The following is a 21,483-nucleotide window of genomic DNA, read 5'->3' on the forward strand; positions in this document are numbered from 1 at the left end:
CGACAGATTTAAAATCTGCACAATATAAAATCTTACGGCTGCCCATATTGCGAAGGCGTCGTTCCGTATTGTTCCGTGAAACGTTTGCGGAAAGTGGCCGTGTCGTTGAAGCCGACCATTTCTGCGACTTCCTGCACCGAATACTGCTGCGTCTGGATCAACTCGGCTGCCTTTTTCAAACGAATCGTACGGGTCAGTTCCAGGATACTGCAATCAGAGAATTGCTTAATTTTACGATACAATGTCGGCAGACTCATGTTTAATGAGTCTGCGAGCACCTTTGCCTCAAAGGTGGAATCGTCAAGATGCATCTCGATATTTTTAACAACCAGGTCCATAAACGGATTGCTCGGTATGGCGGAATCGCTTTCATCCGTATCCGGTGCGCTTGTTCCTGCCAGCGACTTGGTGAAGAACTGCTTCAATTGTTCGCGGCGTTTCACCAGGTTGTTCAGTTTGCTGCGAAGAATCTCCACATCGAACGGCTTAGTGATATAATCGTCCGCCCCGGCTTCGAGACCGACGATGATGTCTTCGCTCTCCACCTTTGCCGTCAGCATGACAACCGGCGTCTGCGAAGTGCGCGGATCAGCCTTCAAAACCTTACAGGTCTCAAAACCGTCTTTGACAGGCATCATCACGTCACAAAGGATCAGGTCCGGATTGTTGGCAAAGGCAACTTTTATTCCCTCCTCCCCATTACGGGCCTCGAGTATCTCATATTCCTTGGCAAAGACATGTTTCAGGAACCAACGGATCTGGTCGCTGTCGTCAATGACAAGGATTTTCTTGCCGGTGAGCTTTTTCTGCGGGACAACCTGGATAAATTCGGCGATCTCTTCCTTCTGACGGTCGTTCAATCTCACCAGGTCGGCTTCGGGTTCTACAAATTCCACCCGACGTTCCATCAGGTGCTGTTTGCCTAACGGTATTAATAATGTATAGACAGTGCCCGACGAAGTCGTTTCGTTGCTATAAAATCCGCCGATATCATCCACCATATCGTGCACCTGCCTCAAACCGCGGCGAGCGCTTTCATTCTCGTCCAACCCTTCATCCTGTACGGACAGCGAGCAATATGCTTTCCCGTCTTTCCTCACGACGGAAATATCCAGCGTGACTTTACCATAAACGAATGTATTCTTAAATGCATTAGATAATAATGTACGTAAAGCATATTCCATTTTACGGCGGTCGAGCCAGATCCATAACATGGCTGTCTGGGTGTTGACCTGGAAATCGACATTATTCATCGCAACCCAGTCGACGAACAGGTCGCATATCTGCCGAGATATTTCCACCAGGTCGTAACGGGCGATGCGCAGATAATTGGCAACATCATTTGCCCGGCGGGTCCCGATCAACTGGTCGGCAAGGTCCTGCAAAGCAAGTGTGTTACGATAAGCCGAAAGTAATTGGGTGGACATATCCTTTTCGTCGTCCTTATTCTGCACCACCAACGCCAATGAACCGAGCACCAGTGAAAGAGGCGTACGCATTTCGTGGATTGTCTCGATAAAGAAGTTATCGTGGATCATTTCGGCATCCTTCAAACGGGATTCGGCTTCCGAAAGCCTGTCGGCAACCTCCCGCTGCATGGCATCGCTCTCCTTGATCTTGGTGACGAGCAACTGCTCCAGGTCTTTTTTATTGCTGTTCAGCGTAGAGATCATCGTCTCCTGCGTGGAAAGTTTCTGAACCAGCTCTTTGTTCGCCGTTGACAATACATTATATTGAGATTCCAGTTCATTTCTCTCAGATTCGAGTTCTGCCGCTTTGGACTCAATAGCCTCCTTCTGCTCCTCCAACTCCTTCTTAGCAGCTTCCAACTCATTATTTTTTTGCTCAGTTTCAATCTGGCTCAGGGCAAGCAACTCCTTTTCCTTTACCGCCTTCTGGGACTGGCTTGAAAAACCGGCATACATCTTTCTTAAATAAAAAGCCGCCAGGACAAACAACAATGCCAAAAGAATGACCACTACAAGAACAGTTATCTCCAAAGGGTTGGCGGAGTCTCCTACGGCAAATGCCTGCTGACCGCAAAAAGCAAAGCATGCAAGAAAGACAGACCACTTCCTGAACAAAGTTCTATTATTCATAATGATATATATATTTTAATTTCTAAGATAATTTTTTCCCGAGTATTTCAGAACCAACAGTAAAATCTCCTCACAACTGTGTATAATCATCTATGCAAAGATGATAATAAATTTTCGTTTAGCGAACATCAATGCAAGATTATTTGCGTAAAAAGAAATGATTATCATATTTTTTTCGCACAATTTCCGATATTCAAACCAATCTGTCAGTGATATTTAGAATAATAAAGGGATTGACCGGAGCAGAAATAAGCACTATTATTAACCGGCAGAACAAAAACAGGTGTATTCGTATCACTCACACAAGTCATTTCTATCAAATAAGAGATAAACACATCAATACCAGAACCAGATTCAAGGGCTAAAATAACACTTATACCACTCATTTGAGACATTTACACCACCTATTTTGATATTTTCGGCAATTATTTTGATCGTTTTAACTTTTATTACCACCATATTTGATACACATATCATTTTAGTCTCTATATTTGCAACATCAAGATGAGAGAAAAGGTTTTGATGAGGGTCTTAACCGGATAGAATCTCTCGAAAGTATAGGGTAATTAAGCATATAAAAAATTAAGGTCATGAAAAAGGGTAGAATTTTCACAAATTGTTTGTTTATTGTTTGCACACTGATTGCAGCAATTTCTTTCACTAGCTGTTCCGCTGATAGCGATTCTTCTTACTCAGGTATTGACGAAGGCGTAATTGAAAACGCTGATTCTCAGACCGAGGCTCCTTTCTCTGTTGTACTGAAAGCTTATTCCGATAACAAAGATATTACTGTTAAGGGTGACGTAGACCAGACTACTCTGTTCGTTTTTGATCAGAATGGTGACTACTACACACAAGTGTCTCTTGACAAAACTTATTTGCTACAGGCTAAACCGGTTGAAATCAGCTGTCCGGGTTCAAAACAGATCACAGTTGTTGCATGGGCAGGTCTTTCTTCCGACAGCGAAAATATCAGTGCCATGAGCAAAGCGAATATTATTTCTGATTTGCAGGTTAGCCTGAAGCAGAACAATGGTGTTGCAGCCGCTTTACCGGGAGATTTATTTTACGGACAGGTTACTTTAAAGAGTACTTCCACCAAGGCGAGTGCTGAAACTTTAAAGATCGAACGTAAAGTGTCTTCTATTTCTCTGATCACAAAAGGCGTTATTAAAGTGCTTGATTCCAGAGAAGGTAATTTTTATTATAAAGTAAAGAAAACAAAAGCTTCTTTTGATCACAACGGTGAATTGACAGGCGAAGAAATTGAATATATCATCCCTGCAACCATGGATGCAAAAGGTAATGTTATTGCTGACAACACAGCTATTTTACCAGCTTCCGACGTGACTATAGAGCTTTACAAAGACGATAACATGATCCTTTCTTCAAAAAATGTCAAAAATTCAGAGAAAGTGTCTGTAAACGAAGGAGAACAGTCAGAAATTACTTTTGACCTCTCAAAAAATAATTGCAATATTGTTGTTGCTGACTGGGGTACAGTTATCACACATGTTACAATTGGTTAAAATTTGACCCTCAATTTTTTATATGCATAAAGGCGTACATCCGGATTGTTCCGCGTGTGCGCCGTTTTTTTTCATATATGCGATTCTCCGTGATAGTTTTACCACCGCTTATGAGAGTAATACATATGTTAATTTATATGTCTAAAGCGTTGATTTACAACACCCGCATCAATACCAGCGGCAAATACATCATATATGACACATTTACCACCCTTCGTAAAATAACCAATCCATATCATTCAATCCATCCCCACCAAAAGAAGAGATATTAGAAATATTTGAACCTACTTTTCCCTTGATGGAAAAGTAGTCAAAAGATCAAGGCTTAACCGGCTTCACTGCTCCGGTGAAAGACTTCGCTGAAAAATCCGAAACTCGCTTCGCTCAGACAACGGATTTTTTTAACCGCTTCGTCTTCCCCCTACGCGGACGTTCACCCGCTTAGGCCTTTTCAAGGAAGCTGTGCTTCCTCTTAGGATGGCCGATACTGGTACTTATAAAACAAAAACTTTCGGATTTAACAGGTAGTATCGGCAATCTTAAGAGAACGCAAAGCGTTCTATGAAAGGCCTCATCTGGTGAGCGTAAAGCGAAGCGTCCGGAGTGAGCGCCCGGAGGCTGTGCTGTTTGAGCGTAGCGAGTTCACAGACGACAGCGAACGCAGGATGCTGAGTAGCGAACCAGATGCAGCCTTGATCTTTTGGTTACTTTTCTATCAAGAGAAAAGTAACATTCAAAACTGATAATAATAGAAATATCTTCCCCACAAAAAAACAGATGTACACATTATTATATAGAAAAACCAACAACGCCATCGCCAAATCAACAAATCCCCGCCTACACAGGTTGTACTTCTATCATATAATATGTATTCATATCATGCCATCCAATATATTTTAATCTAATACATTTTCATTTTAAGAGTACAAAATGACTCTTTTACCACCTTTTGAGAGCTTTACATCACCCGACGTGATACTTTCAGCAACCTTCTTGATTGTTTTAACTTTTATTGTCAATATATTTGATAATCATATCATTTTTGTATCTATATTTGCAATGTCAACGAGAGACAAAAGGTTTTGATGAGGGTCTTAACCGGATAGAAAATCTCTCGGACAGTATAGGGTAATTTAAGCATATAAAAAATTAAGGTCATGAAAAAGGGTAGAATTTTCACAAATTGTTTGTTTATTGTTTGCACACTGATTGCAGCAATTTCTTTCACTAGCTGTTCCGCTGATAGCGATTCTTCTTACTCAGGTATTGACGAAGGCGTAATTGAAAACGCTGATTCTCAGACTGAGGCTCCTTTCTCTGTTGTACTGAAAGCTTATTCCGATAACAAAGATATTACTGTTAAGGGTGACGTAGACCAGACTACTCTGTTCGTTTTTGATCAGAATGGTGACTACTACACACAAGTGTCTCTTGACAAAACTTATTTGCTACAGGCAAAACCGGTTGAGATCAGCTGTCCGGGTTCAAAACAGATCACAGTTGTTGCATGGGCAGGTCTTTCTTCCGATAGCGAAAATATCAGCGTCATGAGCAAAGCGAATATTATTTCTGACCTACAGGTTAGCCTGAAGCAGAACAACGGCGTTGCAGCCGCTTTACCGGGAGATTTATTCTACGGACAGGTTACTTTAAAGAGCACTTCCACCAAGGCGAGTGCTGAAACTTTAAAGATCGAACGCAAAGTGTCTTCTATTTCTCTGATCACAAAAGGCGTTATTAAAGTCCTTGACTCCAGAGAAGGTAATTTTTATTATAAAGTAAAGAAAACAAAAGCTTCTTTTGATCACAACGGTGAATTGACAGGCGAAGAAATTGAATATATCATCCCTGCAACCATGGACGCAAAAGGTAATGTTGTTGCTGACAACACTGCTATTTTACCGGCTTCCGACGTGACTATAGAGCTTTACAAAGACGATAGCATGATCCTTTCTTCAAAAAATGTCAAAAATTCAGAGAAAGTGTCTGTAAACGAAGGAGAACAGTCAGAAATTACTTTTGACCTCTCAAAAAATAATTGCAATATTGTTGTAACAGACTGGGGTACAGTTATTCAACATGTTACAATTGGTTAAAATTTGACCCTCAATTTTTTATATGCATAAAGGCGCACATTCGGATTGTTCCGCGTGTGCGCCGTTTTTTTTCATATATGCGATTCTCCGTGATAGCTTTACCGCCCTTTATGATAGTAACACATGTGTTAATTTTTACAATATAAGCGTTGATTTACAACGTCTACATTTACAACATAGGCAAACAGATCACAATTGAGATGTTTACCACCCACACAATAAATCAAAACAAAGATTGACAGGTACACCTCTCACGTATGATAGAAATACACGTGCTACAAATACAACCAAACATAGTACATTTGTAGACACAATACAATTTGTGAAATTTTACCCTATACTCTGCTTGTGTGAACCCTTAATTCCGCAAGCAAACCTTAATTAATATAACCGTGAGGTTACATAATTAATAAGCCCGCATTCTCAAGTTGTTTATAAACGACAATCTGAGAATGCGGGCTTTTTTTATTCCGGTTTATGGACAAATTTGTCCGTATTCGGACACCCTTCCCATAAAGCAAACACTCATTTTCAACACAATAGGTTTTTGGCATATACATTGTTACTATAGAGATAGATAAACTGAGGATAATATGGAAATAATCAAACTGGAAGGTATAACAAAAGTATACCGCACAACGGAAGTAGAAACCACTGCACTTGAAAATGTGAATCTCACAATCAGAAAAGGTGAGTTTCTTTCTATTATGGGGCCATCGGGATGCGGAAAGAGTACCCTGCTCAATCTAATGGGATTGCTGGATCTGCCGGATCAGGGAAAAATCCTGATCAACGAGACGGAAACCACACAGATGAAAGACGGAGAAATGGCTGAGTTCAGGAACAAAATGCTGGGATTCGTTTTTCAGAGTTTTCACCTGATCAATTCACTGAATGTACTGGATAACGTAGAACTGCCCCTGCTCTACCGTAATTCAACGGCTAAAAGCCGACGGGAAGCTGCTGAAAAAGTATTGGAGAAGGTAGGACTATCACATCGGATGAGACATTTACCTACACAGTTATCGGGTGGACAATGCCAGCGTGTAGCTTTGGCACGGGCCATTGTCGGGAATCCGCAGATCATTCTGGCGGATGAGCCAACCGGAAACCTGGATAGCAAAATGGGTTCGGAGATTATGGAACTTCTGTTTCAGTTGAATGAGGATGGTACAACCATAGTAATGGTCACGCATGACGAGCATATTGCCGAGTCGACGCAACGCATTGTCCGTTTTTTCGACGGAAGACGAGTTGAATAATTTTATAAAGGAACCACTATGTACAGGATATATTTCAAACAGTCGCTGCTGATGCTGAAACAAAACAAGTTTATCAGCGCCATCGCAATCATAGGAACGGCACTTGCAATCATGATGATTATGACAATCATTGTGGCCAACGAAATAAAAGGCATCAGTTCAACACCGGAAATAAACAGGGAGCGAACCTTACATATCAACTACCAGGTAAAAAAAGACACGACAAAAAACAGCTGGCAATCGGGCACTCTATCGTATGATGTCGTAAAAGATTACCTGTATCCGTTGATAACTCCGCGCTATGTTTCGGCCGTTAATTCGGTAGATCCCAAACGCCCGTCCACACTGGTCAGCCGGGAAGGGTCCAGCGAGATTATAAATGCAGGCCAAAGGCTCACCGATGCCACTTACTGGAAAATATTTTCTTTTTCTTTTATAAAAGGACGTCCGTTCAACGAAGGGGAATTTAATTCCGGAATATCCGTCGCTGTCGTTTCTGAAACGCTGGCAAAAAAAGCATTCAAAGGAGAAACAGCACTCGGACAAACGATTCTGGTCAACTTCAAACCATACCGGATCATAGGAATCGTGAAGGATGTGTCGCCGGTATTCAAACGGGCTTACGGAGATCTATGGGTCCCCTATTCATCCCTGAAAAAAGAAAACCTATATTTCGATGTGGTTATAATGGCTGAAAAAACCAGTGATTTTGCGGCAATAACCGCAGAGGTGAGAAATATGGAGAAAAAATACAACATAGAAAATGTACCCTGGACGCTTTTTATGAAAGGACCGCTGGACAACCAATTCTATCAGAAAGACATCTGGGGGAACAGCGTCGAGGATATTACGAAATCGATCACCATCCAGAACAGGAAAATGATCTTCATCCTGCTGATACTTTTGCTGATACCGGCTATCAACCTCTCAGGACTGAGTCTTTCGCGCATGAAAAAACGGACGGAAGAAATCGGGATACGGAAAGCGTTCGGTGCAAAAAGATACACGATCCTGATACAGGTGCTTTTTGAAAATCTGATTACTTCGCTGATCGGCGGGGTGATCGGTCTGATCTTGTCGTACGTTGTAGTATTCCGGATGCGGGACTGGTTGCTCGATATTCCGTCCGGCAGTACGATACCGGTCAATACGCTGATTTCCATCCCGGTCCTGCTGGCGGTATTTGCCGTCTGCCTGGTCATCAACCTGCTTTCTGCGGGAATACCGGCCTACCGGGCTTCACGGATGAAAATTATTAATTCACTCAATCAAAATGATAACTGATTATGATACGCCACATATTTAAAATCATCTGGAACGAACGTAAAACGAATGCGTGGATCACCCTAGAGTATGTACTTGTATTCTGTGTACTCTGGTTTTGCGTCGATTATCTTTTCTATATGGGAAAATGTTATTTTGAACCGAATGGTTTCGACATAGAACATACCTATCAGATCAATATGCAGAGAAAGCCGGCAGACAGTGCCGCATTCCCTACAGAAGACGGGCAGACGAAAGAGACGGACAAACAAACGCTAGCTATGACTTTTCTGAATCGTGTAAACAACTATCCGGGAGTGGAAAGTGTGAGTTTTTCGAAATGGGGCGCTCCTTTTGCCTGGTCGAATTATATGAGCAGTTATTATATTAATGAAGACACAGCCAATATGGTAACCCTACGGATGAGATGGGTCAGCGACAGTTTCTTCGATGTGTTCAAAATAAAAAACACGGTCAAAAACCTTAGCGATTGGGGGATACCAGGAACAAGAAAGATCGTGATCAGCCCCGGTCGGAACGGGGAGTTCGGTTCTTCGGAATATGCTGTACCGCTATCCGACGCAAAACAATTAACCGCCACCTATGACAAGGCGGTCTACACTATTATCGGAACTGCCGATAAAATGAAAGACGGTTATTTCGATTCTTTTTACAGCAATATGATACAACCGCTGGATAAAAAAGAATATGACCTGGCGGATATGCAGATATATATCCGTGTAAGTCCGGGAGCCGACAAGGATTTTGCGGAACAGTTTACCCGGGAGATGCGTGACCAACTGATGCTGGGGCCTTATTTTCTGGCTTCCGTCTTTTCATCGACGAAAAATGCAAGAGAAATGAACTGGCCGACAGGCGACCTGAACGGGATATATGCCATCACAGCTTTTCTGATCCTGAATATATTCCTGGGGATTATCGGGACATTCTGGTACCGGACGCAGACACGCCGGAGCGAAGTAGGCCTGCGGCTGGCACTCGGGGCAACCCGGCAGGGAGTAAAACGAATGATTTTCGGGGAGACATTGCTGATATTATTTATCGCCAGTGTGGTGGGTGTAAATATCTGCCTTAACATCAATCAGACGGAATTACTGGAATTGCTGGACATCCCTATCTCCAACAGAATGGAGGCAGGCATAGGAATGGAACAGGAGTTTATCAACTATGTATTGACTTTCGGTCTGTTGGCAACGATATCCCTGATAGCCGTATGGTACCCGGCCCGGCAAGCCGCAAAGATTCCCCCGGCAGAGGCTTTACGGGATGAATAAAATTTATAACTTTACAAAATACAGTTGACAACTATCAACAAAAAAGACAAAAGTTATGATACTTATCTGTGACGATGATACAACGGTACGGACTTCGCTTACCCTGGTCCTGAAACGGGCCGGATATGAAGTGGCTACGGCAGCAAACCAGCAGGAGGCCATTGATTTCGTGCGCCATACCTGTCCGCAATTGATATTGATGGATATGAATTATAGCAACACAACGACCGGGGAGGAAGGACTGAAACTGCTTGCCAAAGTACGGGTATTTTGCCCGGCAGTCCCGGTTATCCTGATCACGGCCTGGGGTTCCATCAACCTCGCTGTCCAGGGCATACGTGCCGGTGCTTTCGATTTTATCACGAAACCCTGGAACAACCTGGCTTTGCTGAAAACAATAGAAACAGCCATACAACTCAGGGACAGCGAAGAAAAAAATCCGGACCCGAAAAACGGGAAAACGGAAAGAACGGACCGTTTTGACAAGATCATCGGCAGATCTCCTCTTCTGCAACAGGTTTTAAATACGATCTCACGTATCAGCCAGACGAATGCCCCTGTGCTGATCACCGGCGAAAGCGGCACAGGTAAGGAACTGATTGCCGAAGCAATCCACGAAAACAGCAACCGGCAGGGCAAGCCGTTTGTCAAAGTCAATCTGGGAGGCATTTCTCAGTCGCTGTTCGAAAGTGAAATGTTCGGCCATAAACAGGGTGCCTTCACCGACGCCCGCCACGACCGGACCGGACGGTTCGAACTGGCGGACAAAGGGACGATCTTTCTGGATGAGATCGGGGAACTGGATCTGGTTTGCCAGGTAAAACTATTGAGAGTTTTACAAGACCAGACATTCGAACCGCTGGGCGAAAGCAAGCCCAGGCAGGTGGATACCCGTATCATCTGTGCGACAAACAAGAATCTCCCGGAGATGGTGGCGCAAGGTACATTCCGCGAAGACCTGTTCTACCGGATCAACCTGATCACCATACAGATGCCGGCTTTACGCGAACGCCCTGAAGACATTCCCCTGCTGGTTGAATATTTTGCCCGCAAACAGGCGGAACAGAACAATCTGCCTGAAGCGGAAATATCGCAGGAAGCATTCGGATATCTGAAAAAACTGCCTTTCCACGGAAATATCCGCGAACTGAAAAACCTGGTGGAACGGACAATTCTTATCTCGGGAAAGGATGTCATCACAGATATTGATTTCAAACAGCAATATATTGAAGTTCCTGCCAGCCAACCTGCCGGCGGAAACACGATCCTCTCCCTCGAAATGGTGGAAAGGAACATGATACAAAAAGCGGTCGAATTGTATGGTTGCAATCATTCCAGGATAGCTGCGGCATTGGGACTGAGCAGACAGACTTTATACCGCCGCCTCGAAAAATACGACATTAAACTCCCCGAATGAAATCGAAATGGATATTCTGGACGATCGCGGCCTTTATCGCTTGTATATCGAGCGGTATAGGGTTCGTTTTGTTCCGGAATGAACCGATTCCTTTCTGGGTAATACAGTGCATTGCCATTTTATCGCTCCTGCTGGCGACCTTTATCTATCATAAACTGGTCAAGCCCTATCACATTCTGCTTAGCGGAATGCAATTACTCAAAGACCAGGATTTCTCAACCCATTTACGTCTGGTCAAAAATAAAGATGCCAACGAACTGATCGGGATTTTCAACCGGATGATCTCACAGCTACGGAGTGAACGACTGGCAGTGCGCGAAAAAAACCAGTTCCTTGATCTGCTTATCCACGCATCGCCACAGGGGATCATTATTCTAAACTTTGATAAACAGATCGTAGAAGTAAACCCTTCGGGGTTGAAACTATTAAACATTTCCGATATTTCAGAAATCAAAGGGAAGACTTTCAACGATTCCACATTCGAACTGGCCCCCGCTTTAGGGCAATTAAAGCAGGGTGACGATGTGATGGTCCGCAATTCGGTAAACAAAGTGTACCGCTGTATCCGTTCGTCTTTTATCGACCAGGGATTCAACCATCCTTTTATATTGATTGAAGAGATTACACATGAACTGCTTAAAATAGAGAAAGATTCATACGAACGCATCATCCGTATGATGTCTCACGAGGTGAATAATTCGGTCGGGGCGATCGGTTCCACGCTGAATGTTGTCGCCGATATTTTCAAGCAGGACGGGAGCAACAAATGGGAATATGTGTTGCCGGCTATCGAGGCCTCTTTCGACCGTTGCGGGCATCTGGCCAGTTTTATCAGCAACCTGGCGCAGGTTATCCGCATTCCCGAACCGACTTTTTCCCTGATCTCCCTGAATGAGCAGGCCCGTTCGGTGTATTCACTGACCAGCATCGAATGCCGGCAAAGAAATATAGAATTGTCTTTATCCCTGACCGATAATGATCAATATATCCACGTAGACGGCATCCAGTTTGAACTGGTTCTGGTCAATATCATCAAAAATGCTTACGAGGCAATCGGGGAAAACGGCAGGATAAAAATCAGTACCCGCCATTCCCCCTTATCCATTATTATAGAAGACAATGGTCCCGGAATAAGCGAGGAGGCCAAACAAAAACTTTTCACCCCCTTCTTCACCACCAAATCTTCCGGACAGGGGATCGGCCTGATGTTTGTCAGAGAGGTACTGACAAACCATCGATGTCGATTCAGCCTGTCGACAGAAGAGGGATATACCCGGTTTAAAATATTCTTTCCCACAGATATCGATAACTAACCAACTCATACACAAACACAAAAACTCAGTATTCATCTGAGCACATTCGGTATCCAAAATAATCCTCCCGGTCATTTTATGGAAACGCAAAGCGATTCTCCTGCCTACATTTGTCTCATCGAAAAGAATAAAAAGTACAAACAGATAAATAGGTATTATTAATCTCTAAAAATGAAGCGTTATGAAAAAGATTGTTTTAGGAGTTATGTTGCTCATAGGTATCGGCAGTGCACAAGTGAGTGCCCAGAGTATCAGCGGAGGTGTTAAAGTAGAAGCAAACATGTCGAATTTTCTTCTTTCAGACATGAGCGGGGCAAAAAGTAAAATGGGATTCGGTGTCAGCGTCGGAGGTTTCGGGAAAGTGGATATTGTCCGCAATTTTGCCCTGCAACCGGAACTATTATTCCATTTCCAAAACTCTAAAATGGAACAAAAGAACGGAAAGAAAAGAGATTTTGAATATTGGGGTGTAGAAATTCCGGTATATGCAGTGGGACAATGGTATACAGGTAAAGGAGACCGTTTTTATGCAGGTTTGGGACCCTATGTCGGATACGGGTTCAATGCCAAATTCGACAAACCGAAGCAGAAACTGTATAAAGATGATACGCTTCAACACTGGGATTTCGGCTTCAAGGTGATGGTCGGTTATGAATTCACCAACAAAATACAGGTGAATGCAGGATATAAGATAGGTATTATTAATGCAGTTGACAAAGGCAATGGCAAGATGCGTCCGGAGGTAGTTTCTTTAGGTATTGGTTATAGGTTCTAAATAAATCGAGTAGAAAATCCGGAATTTGTTCAGGGAGATGTTGAAGAGCTAAGGTCGGCACAGTTTTTCTGTCGTTGACCTTAGTTTTAACCCGAACAATACAGCGTCGCCACTACGCATAAAAAGAAGGCAAATAAAAGATAAAAACAGTGATTATTACGCAGTTATATCTAAAAACAACTATTTTTATTCAATCTATTACAGCGATTCTGATGAGAAAAAATCTGACACGTACCAACCCGTTCACCAGGATTCAAGCCCTCAAAGCGGCTATCTGGGTTAGTTTGACCATCAACATCATTCTGATAATGGGAATGATATATGATGATTCTGCCAATCTGATCTCGGTTTTGAGAAAAGACGGAATCAATTATGTATTATTTTTCTCATTACAGTTCGCATGCAATCTTCTGTTGTTCTTCCTGCTTTTTCTGTTCTGCTTCCGGCTTACCGGACGAAAACAGGAAATCAAATATGCTGCGCTGAAAGCATTTACGGGAATAGTTGTTATCTGCCTGTTGGTAAGTCCTCTCCTGTCCAGATTTCAATTATATGTATTTGAAGACATCAGTGAAAGCGGCATCGCCCAGTTCACTATTTTCAATCTGGTGAAAGACCTAATTGCCGGTCTTGTCGTCATTTTACTTACCGAAACAATGAACCAGGCTTATAAACAGGAACAGGCCAACATCATGAACCAGCAATTGCTCGTTGAAAATATCAAGGTTAAATACGAAGCACTGAAAAACCAGCTGGACCCTCATTTTCTTTTCAATTCACTGAATACGCTTAACGGGCTGATCGGTATGGACGAAGAAAAGGCACATGAATATGTAGATAATCTATCTTCTGTATTCCGCTACACCTTGCATAGCAAAACAATTGTAAAACTGGAAGAGGAGATGGAGTTCGTCAATGCTTACATTTCGCTTCTTAAAATCCGGTTCGGCCAGAATATGAAGGTCAGGTACGAGATCGACAATAAATTCCGTAATTATTATATCATGCCTGTCAGCATACAATTACTGGTCGAAAATGCAGTGAAACACAATATCATCCATAATAAAAGCCCGTTATTGATATTGATCGAGACGAATGCCAGGGGAAACCTGACAGTCAGCAACCTGGTCAACCTGAGACCGGAAAAGAACATCGGAGGGGTTGGTTTGGTCAATTTATCCGAGAGATACAAGCTCTTGTTCAAAAAAGACATAGAAATAAAAAATGCCAATGGATTTTTCAGTGTGGAAATTCCTTTGCTCAATGAAACCGATAAAATAACGAATATATGAAAGTTGTGATTGTTGAAGACGAGATTATTGCTGCCCAGACTCTACAAAGACTTATTATGGAAATACGCAGTGATTTCCAGATAGAAACAATTTTACAAACGGTGGAGGACTGTATCGAATGGTTCAGTTCCAATTCTGCGCCCGACCTGGTGTTTATGGATATTCATCTGGCGGACGGTTCTTCTTTTTCCATCTTTGACAAAGTCGATATAGATTCACCCATTATATTCACTACTGCTTATAACGAATACGCACTGGAGGCTTTCGAAGTGAACGGCATCGATTATTTATTGAAACCGATCAATAAAGCCAGGCTGACAAAAGCAATCATGAAGTTTGGGAATATCAGCTTCAGGAAAGATAATCTACAGCTGATCGAGAAACTGGTCAGGTCACTGGATGAGAAGCAAAACCGTAGAAAAACACATTTTCTGGTACCTCACAAAGACAAATTACTGCCTTTGGCAATCGACGACATCGCCTATTTGTACGCCGAAATGAAGGTTGCGAAAGCTGTAACTTTTGAAGGTCAAAGCTATTTGCTGGATTATTCACTGGATGAACTAATGAGGAATCTCAATGAAGAATATTTTTTCCGGGTAAACAGACAATATATAGTATCCCACAAGGCCATAAAAGACCTGTCAGTCTGGTTTATGGGGAAACTGGCCATCAACCTCAATATCCCGTTTTCCGACAAGATATTTGTCAGCAGAGGCCGGGTTCCCGCTTTTAAAATATGGTTTACAAGGGAACAGAATTAGAAAAAGCTCTTATTTCACCCTGAACAACTTATTCTTATAATCTATTATTATAGTATTATTGAAGAAATAGGCATTTCCGGTTATTCCCCACACATTAAAAGAATCATAAATACCATTCCAGAGTCCTTCTTTATCATAATAGACCCGTGAGTTTCCCAAAGCTTTCCCAGCAAACTCTATGGGCTTGTTGACTTCAAGCCCATAGAAAGTTATTTCCTTTCCCCACCATAAAGGACCACTCAAAGAATCGACAATTACCGAACCGGATATATCCAACGCTCTCTCTTTCGTTGTTACCAACTGAAAGGGACTTGACCCGGTATCGAACATTAACTTATAATCTTTGCCATTAATACAAAACGGAAGTCGTATAATACCAGCTGTCAATTCAAATTTTTCTGCCGGTAAATCGTTATATTCAGCCGGCAAAAAATCAGATATAGCAAATCTGTTTAATTTATAATCGATTATTAGAAATTTGTCCTGGAATATATCGGCAGCAATTGTTCCAATATGTTTCGGGGTTTTAGAGTGAAGCGAATCTTCAGGAATTTTATCACCAAAGTCTTTTTTATAGCCGATATTAATGCTGTCAAAATCAATCACTCCCATTTGTAGGCTTAGATTTCTAAACATTCCGGTCGAATCCAGATTATCCATTAAAAAAGGGCATTCTGCAAAATATGGCTCTAATGAATTTCCATAAAATACGGATTGATACGTTCCCAGATCAAACTGCATCGTAAAATCATATGGCAAACCATCTATTTTTACAGGTACATATATATATGCTTTTTCAATATATTTCCCGGAAATAGTATCACCCTCCCAATTGAATGGAACCCAATCCAAAGATTGTTTTTGTGAACAACCTATAAAGATAAAAAACAGAAGGATCAAAGAGATTTCGTGCTTATGTCTGTTCATAAGTTATAAAAGTCCTTTTAATTCATACATTATATCATTCGTGTGCAAACGCCTCGTTGCTTTTTGCCAACGAAACCAAACCTCCCATGGCACCCAGGTTCATGGAATCGAGCGCCGAACTGGGGACAATAACCATAGAGCCTTTTTCTTTCAAGCCTTCAAACAACATATTCATTCCCCTGAGATGCAGGGCTACCGGGTTATCCGTGTACTTCCGACTAGCCAGTTCAAACTTTTCGGCAATTTCAGTCTCGGCCGTTCCCAGGATGACGCGTGCTCTTCTTTCACGCTCGGCCTGTGCCTCTTTACTCATGGCGTCGGCCAGGTCCTGAGGTATGGCGATGTCGTTAATACCAACGGTTTGACAAGTGATTCCCCAGGGATTTGTATTCCGGTCCAGGACATGTTGCAGGTCCTCAGCTATTTTATCACGTTCCTGCAAGAGAGTGGATAATTCGTGTTTACCGATCGTGTCTCTTAAACCGGTCTGTGCGATATGCTCGATGGCTTTTTGATATTCCTGAACTTCCAAAGCAGCTTTTTCAACGTCCCAAACCGTCCAGTACACAACAGCATCCACATTCACCGGTACCGTATCTTTGGTCAGGGTCTGCTCTGCTTTAAAAGCGCTTACCCTCACACGTTGGTCGATATAAGCAGAGACACTATCTATAATAGGAATAATCATGAATGGGCCAGGGCCTCTTAAACCTTTGAATTTACCCATTCGCAACACCACTGCCCGCTCCCACTGGTCGGCAATGCGGATAGAAGTAGCAAATAATCCGGAAAAGAGGATTAAGAGCACAAAGACCTGAACATTTACAATCTGTAAAACAGACAGAATGATCGATACAGAAATCAATACCAGCAATACTGTAAGAGAAATTGGATTAAACCATCCCTTGTTAATTACATTTGTTGTCATATCTATTATTTTTTAGAGGTTTCAATGTCTTTCAATTCCCGCATGACTTCATCCAGATTAAAGCCATAACTAAACGCCACGGAAGAAAACTGCATGCAAATCTCTTTCAGCTTATCTTCCCTTTCCTTTTCCGACACCACATTTTCTGTTTTGTTGATAAAAGTGCCGGTACCTTGCTGAGTCTCCAGAATATTTTTGATCTCCAATTCTTTATACGCTTTGGATACCGTATTCAGGTTTACCTTCAGCTCCACAGCAAGCGCTCTGACTGTAGGAAGCTGTTCACCCAATTTAAGTTGTCCGGATGCTATGCCAAATATGATCTGGTCGATAATCTGACGGTACACCGGTACGCCGCTGGAATAATCCAATAAAAACTTAATCATATAGATGTATATTATATTATAGAAACATTGTACTATTATTATATGACAAAGATACAAGAAAAATCACTCCGCCAAACTTTTTAGCAATATTTTTTCAAAAAAAGTACATTTCGCAGGATTTATCCGAATAATAGCTTAAATGGAGAGATAAGAAACAGAGGAGATACAAACAAAAAAGGTTTACAATTTCTTGTAAACCTTTCAGTAGCGAGACCCGGGATTGAACCGGGGACCTCATGATTATGAATCATGCGCTCTAACCAGCTGAGCTATCTCGCCATCATGTCGTCAACTTTTCTTATTGACGCTGCAAAAGTAGAGGTTATTTTTATATTATGCAACACTTTTGCGAAAAAAAATCTTTTATTTTTCAGGGCTTTCAGCTAAGGCGTTAAAAATTAGAAGCTTTTTTACTCTAATAATATTGGGAAATATGAATCTTTTGAGTAACTTGCTGCGCAAATAATTGTATGAAAGATGAAAAAAGAGAAGTTTCATATCGAATACATTTTCGATAAAGTTTCGCGACGAAGTTTATGGAATCACCTCACTACCCCTCCAGGATTGTCTGCCTGGTTTGCTGATGACGTAACGATCAATGACAACACGTATGTTTTTAAGTGGAACAGGGATGAACAGGAGGCAGAAGTTTTGTCGGTAAAACCGGAAATTAGTATCCGTTACCGGTGGACAGATGAGGAAGAAGATAATGTCTACTTCGAATTTTTAATTCACACGGTTGAACTTACCGGAGCAACTGCTCTTGAAATAACCGACTTTGCCGAGCCGGATGAAAAGAAAGATTCAATCAATTTATGGGACTCGCAAGTCTATGAATTGAAACGTACACTCGGGATTTAGGTTGTTTTAGAGAATAATGTAATGTTCTTATCGTTTTTTACACTACTTTTGCCCCGTCAACCCGGATAGGCAATGTTGAAGATAAAACGATTATATACATTTATGCTGCAGACTTTCCTGCCGTTGTTCATTATGACCTTCGGTATCTGTCTGTTTATTGTACTCATGCAGTTCCTTTGGAGGTACATAGACGACATGGTGGGAAAGGGACTGGGGATTCCTGTGCTCGGCGAAATGTTTTTTTATGCTGCTTTATTCCTCCTCCCCATGGCTTTACCTTTGGCCATTTTGCTTGCATCTCTGATGACTTTCGGTAATCTGGGCGAACGCCTGGAATTGCTGGCGATGAAATCTGCCGGAGTATCGCTGATACATATCATGCGGCCACTGATCATCACAATCGGGATTATCAGTATCGGCGCTTTCTTTTTCCAGAACAATGCAATGCCTGTCGTACAGGTGAAACTATATTCCCTTCTCTACTCCATGCGCCAGAAGTCGCCGGAGCTGGATATTCCGGAAGGTGTATTTTATGGGGAAATCACAGGATATAATGTATATGTAAAAGAAAAAAACAATCAGACCGGATTGCTGAAAGATGTCATGATCTATGACTATTCGAAAGGTTTCAATAACGCACGTGTGATCCTTGCAGACTCCGGCAGACTGAAAACATCTGCGGACAAGCTGTTTCTGGTCTTATCCCTTTTTAATGGGGAGTCGTTTGAAAACCTGTCCGAAGGCCAGACAGGCAGTAACAACCGGAAAACAGCTGTTCCCTACCGCAGGGAGACATTCAGCACCAAAGATATTCTGATAGATTTCGATGCAAACTTCACCCGCACGGATGAATCTTTTATGCAAAACCAATATATGGGTAAGCAACTGAAGGATTTACAGACTTCTATTGACTCCATGACCGTACGGCTCGACAGTATCAAGGCGATCAATTCCAAAAATGTGTATGACATGTCTTATAAAAAGACATTCTCCAAACCAAAAAGGGAATTATCCCAACAAGCAGAAATGGGAACCGGCAATACTGCAACAGTAAACGATACTGATTCCCTGACCAAAATATCAAACGAACCGGTCAAAATAATCAATTTCGACAGTTTGTATAAAGCCGAAGCACCAAGCGGGCAAGCCGCCTTATTGGTCCGTGCCAAATCAAACATTGAAAGTGTAAAGGCCGATTATTATTTCAAAGCTGCAACATTAGGAGACGAGGCTTACAAAGTACGCCGCCACCTGACTGAATGGCATAAGAAATTCACCTTATCTTTCGCTTGTATGGTCTTCTTCTTTATCGGTGCTCCACTGGGAGCGATTATCCGTAAGGGAGGACTGGGAATGCCGGTTGTTATTTCCGTAATCCTGTTTATATTCTATTATATTATAGACAATATCGGATTTAAAATGGCACGCGACGGTATATGGGAAGCCAGGGAAGGAATGTGGCTGAGTTCCGCTATTCTGGCACCACTAGGGATTTTCCTGACTTATAAGGCTGTTAATGACAGTGTCATATTGAATGCGGACACTTATCTGAATGCCATAAAGAATTTTATAGGTAAACGGGCCGGACGTAAAGTGGAGAAAAAAGAGGTAATCATTTTTAATCCGGACTATGCAGCCATGTTGCCACGCCTGGATAAGCTGGCGGAAAACTGTGCCGAATATCTCAAAAGCCATAAACGCTGGTTGAACTATTTCACTTTCTGGAAACAAGGCGGAAAGGATCATACGGCAGAACAGCTGGCTACAGAAATGGAAGGTATCATTGAAGAACTGGGTAACTCCGATCAGAATCTGGTACTGAACAAACTGATGGATTATCCCGTTATCGGCGGATACAACCAACTGAATGCAAATATCAACGGAAAGATCGGACTGGCATTCGGAATATTTTTCCCAGTCGGGCTTCCGGTCTATTTGCTTGCTACATACCAGCGTAAATTATTACGCCATGATATACAAGTAGTACAAAAAACAAGCCGCGAATTGGAAGATATGATCCGGAACTTAGAAATTAAAAATTAAAAAAGATATGAGTGAGATCAAATTAAACACCATCGAAGAAGCAATCGAAGATTTTCGTGAAGGTAAATTCCTGATCGTTGTTGACGACGAAGATCGTGAAAACGAAGGGGACTTCATTGTTGCTGCGGAAAAGATAACGCCCGAAAAAGTAAATTTCATGATGACATACGGTCGTGGTGTATTATGCGCCCCGATCACCGAAGAACGTTGCCAGGAACTGGACCTGGATATGCAGGTTGCCAGAAACACCTCTATGCTTGAGACACCGTTCACCGTAACTGTCGACAAACTGGGTGGCGGTTGCACGACCGGTGTATCCATGTTCGACCGTGCCGAAACGATCCGTGCACTGGCTGATACACAGACAAAGCCGTCTGACCTGGGACGTCCGGGACATGTGAACCCGCTGCGAGCCCGTTCACGCGGTGTGCTCCGCCGTGCCGGTCATACCGAAGCAGCTGTCGACCTGGCCCGCCTGGCCGGTCTCTATCCTGCCGGGGCATTGATCGAGATCATCAATGAAGACGGAACAATGGCACGTCTGCCGCAATTAGTGGAAGTAGCTAAAAAGTTCGATATCAAGATCATTTGTATTAAGGACCTGATTGCCTACCGCCTGAAAACAGAATCCATTGTTGACAAAGGTGTAGAAGTCGATATGCCAACCCAGTACGGTCATTTCCACCTGATCCCTTTCCGGCAGAAAAGTAACGGATTGGAGCATATCGCTTTGATAAAAGGTGATATATCCGGAGAAGAACCGGTCTTGGTTCGCGTACATTCATCTTGTGCAACCGGCGATATCTTCGGTTCTATGCGTTGCGAATGCGGCGAACAGTTGCACAAAGCCATGCAAATGATTGAAAAAGAAGGACGCGGAGCTATCGTCTACCTGAACCAGGAAGGACGCGGCATCGGCCTGATGGATAAAATGAAAGCCTATAAACTTCAGGAAGAGGGATTGGATACGGTAGACGCCAACCTGCATCTGGGACACCAGGCTGATGAACGCGATTATGGCGTCGGAGCACAGATCCTGAAGCACATCGGCATCACCAAAATGCGCCTGATGACAAACAACCCGATCAAGCGTGTAGGCCTGGAAGCTTATGGTTTAACAATTGTGGAAAACGTTCCTATCGAAGTCACTCCGAACAAATATAATGAATTTTATATGAAGACAAAAAAGGAGCGTATGGGACATGTTCTCCACAACATCAAATAATTAGCAAT

18 protein-coding genes and 1 tRNA gene are annotated in these 21,483 nt (G+C 42.5%); 14 read left to right on the top strand and 5 right to left on the bottom strand.

The annotated features are described in order from the left end of the window. Positions 1-32: 32 nt before the first annotated feature. Complete coding sequence (locus NBH14_RS04195; protein ID WP_186959904.1) at positions 33-2,099, bottom strand: response regulator; 2,067 nt, start codon at positions 2,097-2,099, stop codon at positions 33-35. 590 nt (positions 2,100-2,689) lie between these two features. Here NBH14_RS04195 and NBH14_RS04200 point away from each other — a divergent pair. The 11 genes from NBH14_RS04200 to NBH14_RS04250 all read left to right on the top strand — a co-directional run bounded on the left by NBH14_RS04200 (position 2,690) and on the right by NBH14_RS04250 (position 15,105). Then, positions 2,690-3,628, top strand: a complete 939-nt coding sequence (locus tag NBH14_RS04200) for a FimB/Mfa2 family fimbrial subunit (RefSeq protein WP_186959905.1) — start codon at positions 2,690-2,692, stop codon at positions 3,626-3,628. Positions 3,629-4,206: 578 nt separating this feature from the next. Continuing rightward, on the top strand, positions 4,207-4,371 hold the full coding sequence (locus NBH14_RS04205) for a hypothetical protein (RefSeq protein ID WP_186959906.1): 165 nt from the start codon (positions 4,207-4,209) through the stop codon (positions 4,369-4,371). 414 nt (positions 4,372-4,785) lie between these two features. Further along, on the top strand, positions 4,786-5,724 hold the full coding sequence (locus tag NBH14_RS04210; RefSeq protein ID WP_186959907.1) for a FimB/Mfa2 family fimbrial subunit: 939 nt from the start codon (positions 4,786-4,788) through the stop codon (positions 5,722-5,724). Between the two features lie 593 nt (positions 5,725-6,317). After that, on the top strand, positions 6,318-6,986 hold the full coding sequence (locus tag NBH14_RS04215) for an ABC transporter ATP-binding protein (RefSeq protein WP_128135417.1): 669 nt from the start codon (positions 6,318-6,320) through the stop codon (positions 6,984-6,986). An 18-nt stretch (positions 6,987-7,004) separates the two neighbouring features. Next, complete coding sequence (locus NBH14_RS04220; protein ID WP_186959908.1) at positions 7,005-8,270, top strand: ABC transporter permease; 1,266 nt, start codon at positions 7,005-7,007, stop codon at positions 8,268-8,270. Positions 8,271-8,272: 2 nt separating this feature from the next. Further along, on the top strand, positions 8,273-9,544 hold the full coding sequence (locus tag NBH14_RS04225; protein WP_186959909.1) for an ABC transporter permease: 1,272 nt from the start codon (positions 8,273-8,275) through the stop codon (positions 9,542-9,544). Between the two features lie 55 nt (positions 9,545-9,599). Beyond that, positions 9,600-10,961 carry a sigma-54-dependent transcriptional regulator gene (locus tag NBH14_RS04230; protein WP_186959910.1) on the top strand — a complete coding sequence of 454 codons (1,362 nt, stop codon included), beginning with the start codon at positions 9,600-9,602 and terminating at the stop codon, positions 10,959-10,961. Then, a complete protein-coding gene (locus NBH14_RS04235) occupies positions 10,958-12,274 on the top strand; it encodes a sensor histidine kinase (protein WP_186959911.1) in 1,317 nt (438 codons plus the stop codon). Before NBH14_RS04230 ends, NBH14_RS04235 begins: the two co-directional genes overlap by 4 nt. 181 nt (positions 12,275-12,455) lie before the next feature. After that, the gene (locus tag NBH14_RS04240; RefSeq protein WP_186959912.1) at positions 12,456-13,049 is read left to right on the top strand and encodes an outer membrane beta-barrel protein; all 594 of its coding nucleotides are present in this window, start codon (positions 12,456-12,458) and stop codon (positions 13,047-13,049) included. A 212-nt stretch (positions 13,050-13,261) separates the two neighbouring features. Next, positions 13,262-14,341, top strand: coding sequence for a sensor histidine kinase (locus tag NBH14_RS04245; protein ID WP_186959913.1), 1,080 nt, complete (start codon positions 13,262-13,264; stop codon positions 14,339-14,341). Next, on the top strand, positions 14,338-15,105 hold the full coding sequence (locus NBH14_RS04250) for a LytR/AlgR family response regulator transcription factor (RefSeq protein WP_186959914.1): 768 nt from the start codon (positions 14,338-14,340) through the stop codon (positions 15,103-15,105). Before NBH14_RS04245 ends, NBH14_RS04250 begins: the two co-directional genes overlap by 4 nt. A 9-nt stretch (positions 15,106-15,114) precedes the next feature. Here NBH14_RS04250 and NBH14_RS04255 read toward each other — a convergent pair whose 3' ends face one another. The 4 genes from NBH14_RS04255 to NBH14_RS04270 form a co-directional block, all read right to left on the bottom strand. After that, positions 15,115-15,846, bottom strand: a complete 732-nt coding sequence (locus NBH14_RS04255) for a hypothetical protein (RefSeq protein ID WP_250817154.1) — start codon at positions 15,844-15,846, stop codon at positions 15,115-15,117. Positions 15,847-16,066: 220 nt separating this feature from the next. Further along, a complete protein-coding gene (locus NBH14_RS04260; RefSeq protein ID WP_186959916.1) occupies positions 16,067-16,960 on the bottom strand; it encodes a slipin family protein in 894 nt (297 codons plus the stop codon). Between the two features lie 5 nt (positions 16,961-16,965). After that, complete coding sequence (locus NBH14_RS04265; RefSeq protein WP_007655329.1) at positions 16,966-17,346, bottom strand: GntR family transcriptional regulator; 381 nt, start codon at positions 17,344-17,346, stop codon at positions 16,966-16,968. A 205-nt stretch (positions 17,347-17,551) separates the two neighbouring features. Next, positions 17,552-17,625: transfer RNA gene (locus tag NBH14_RS04270), tRNA-Met, on the bottom strand. Between the two features lie 198 nt (positions 17,626-17,823). Between NBH14_RS04270 and NBH14_RS04275 the strand changes: the two genes are divergently transcribed. From NBH14_RS04275 to NBH14_RS04285, 3 genes are all read left to right on the top strand, one after another. Beyond that, positions 17,824-18,207, top strand: a complete 384-nt coding sequence (locus NBH14_RS04275; protein ID WP_007655330.1) for an START-like domain-containing protein — start codon at positions 17,824-17,826, stop codon at positions 18,205-18,207. Positions 18,208-18,309: 102 nt separating this feature from the next. Then, positions 18,310-20,250, top strand: coding sequence for an LptF/LptG family permease (locus tag NBH14_RS04280; protein ID WP_186959944.1), 1,941 nt, complete (start codon positions 18,310-18,312; stop codon positions 20,248-20,250). 7 nt (positions 20,251-20,257) lie between these two features. Beyond that, positions 20,258-21,475 carry a bifunctional 3,4-dihydroxy-2-butanone-4-phosphate synthase/GTP cyclohydrolase II gene (locus tag NBH14_RS04285; RefSeq protein WP_007655333.1) on the top strand — a complete coding sequence of 406 codons (1,218 nt, stop codon included), beginning with the start codon at positions 20,258-20,260 and terminating at the stop codon, positions 21,473-21,475. Positions 21,476-21,483: the final 8 nt, after the last annotated feature.

This window comes from Parabacteroides caecihominis (assembly GCF_023656785.1).
Classification (GTDB): domain Bacteria; phylum Bacteroidota; class Bacteroidia; order Bacteroidales; family Tannerellaceae; genus Parabacteroides; species Parabacteroides segnis.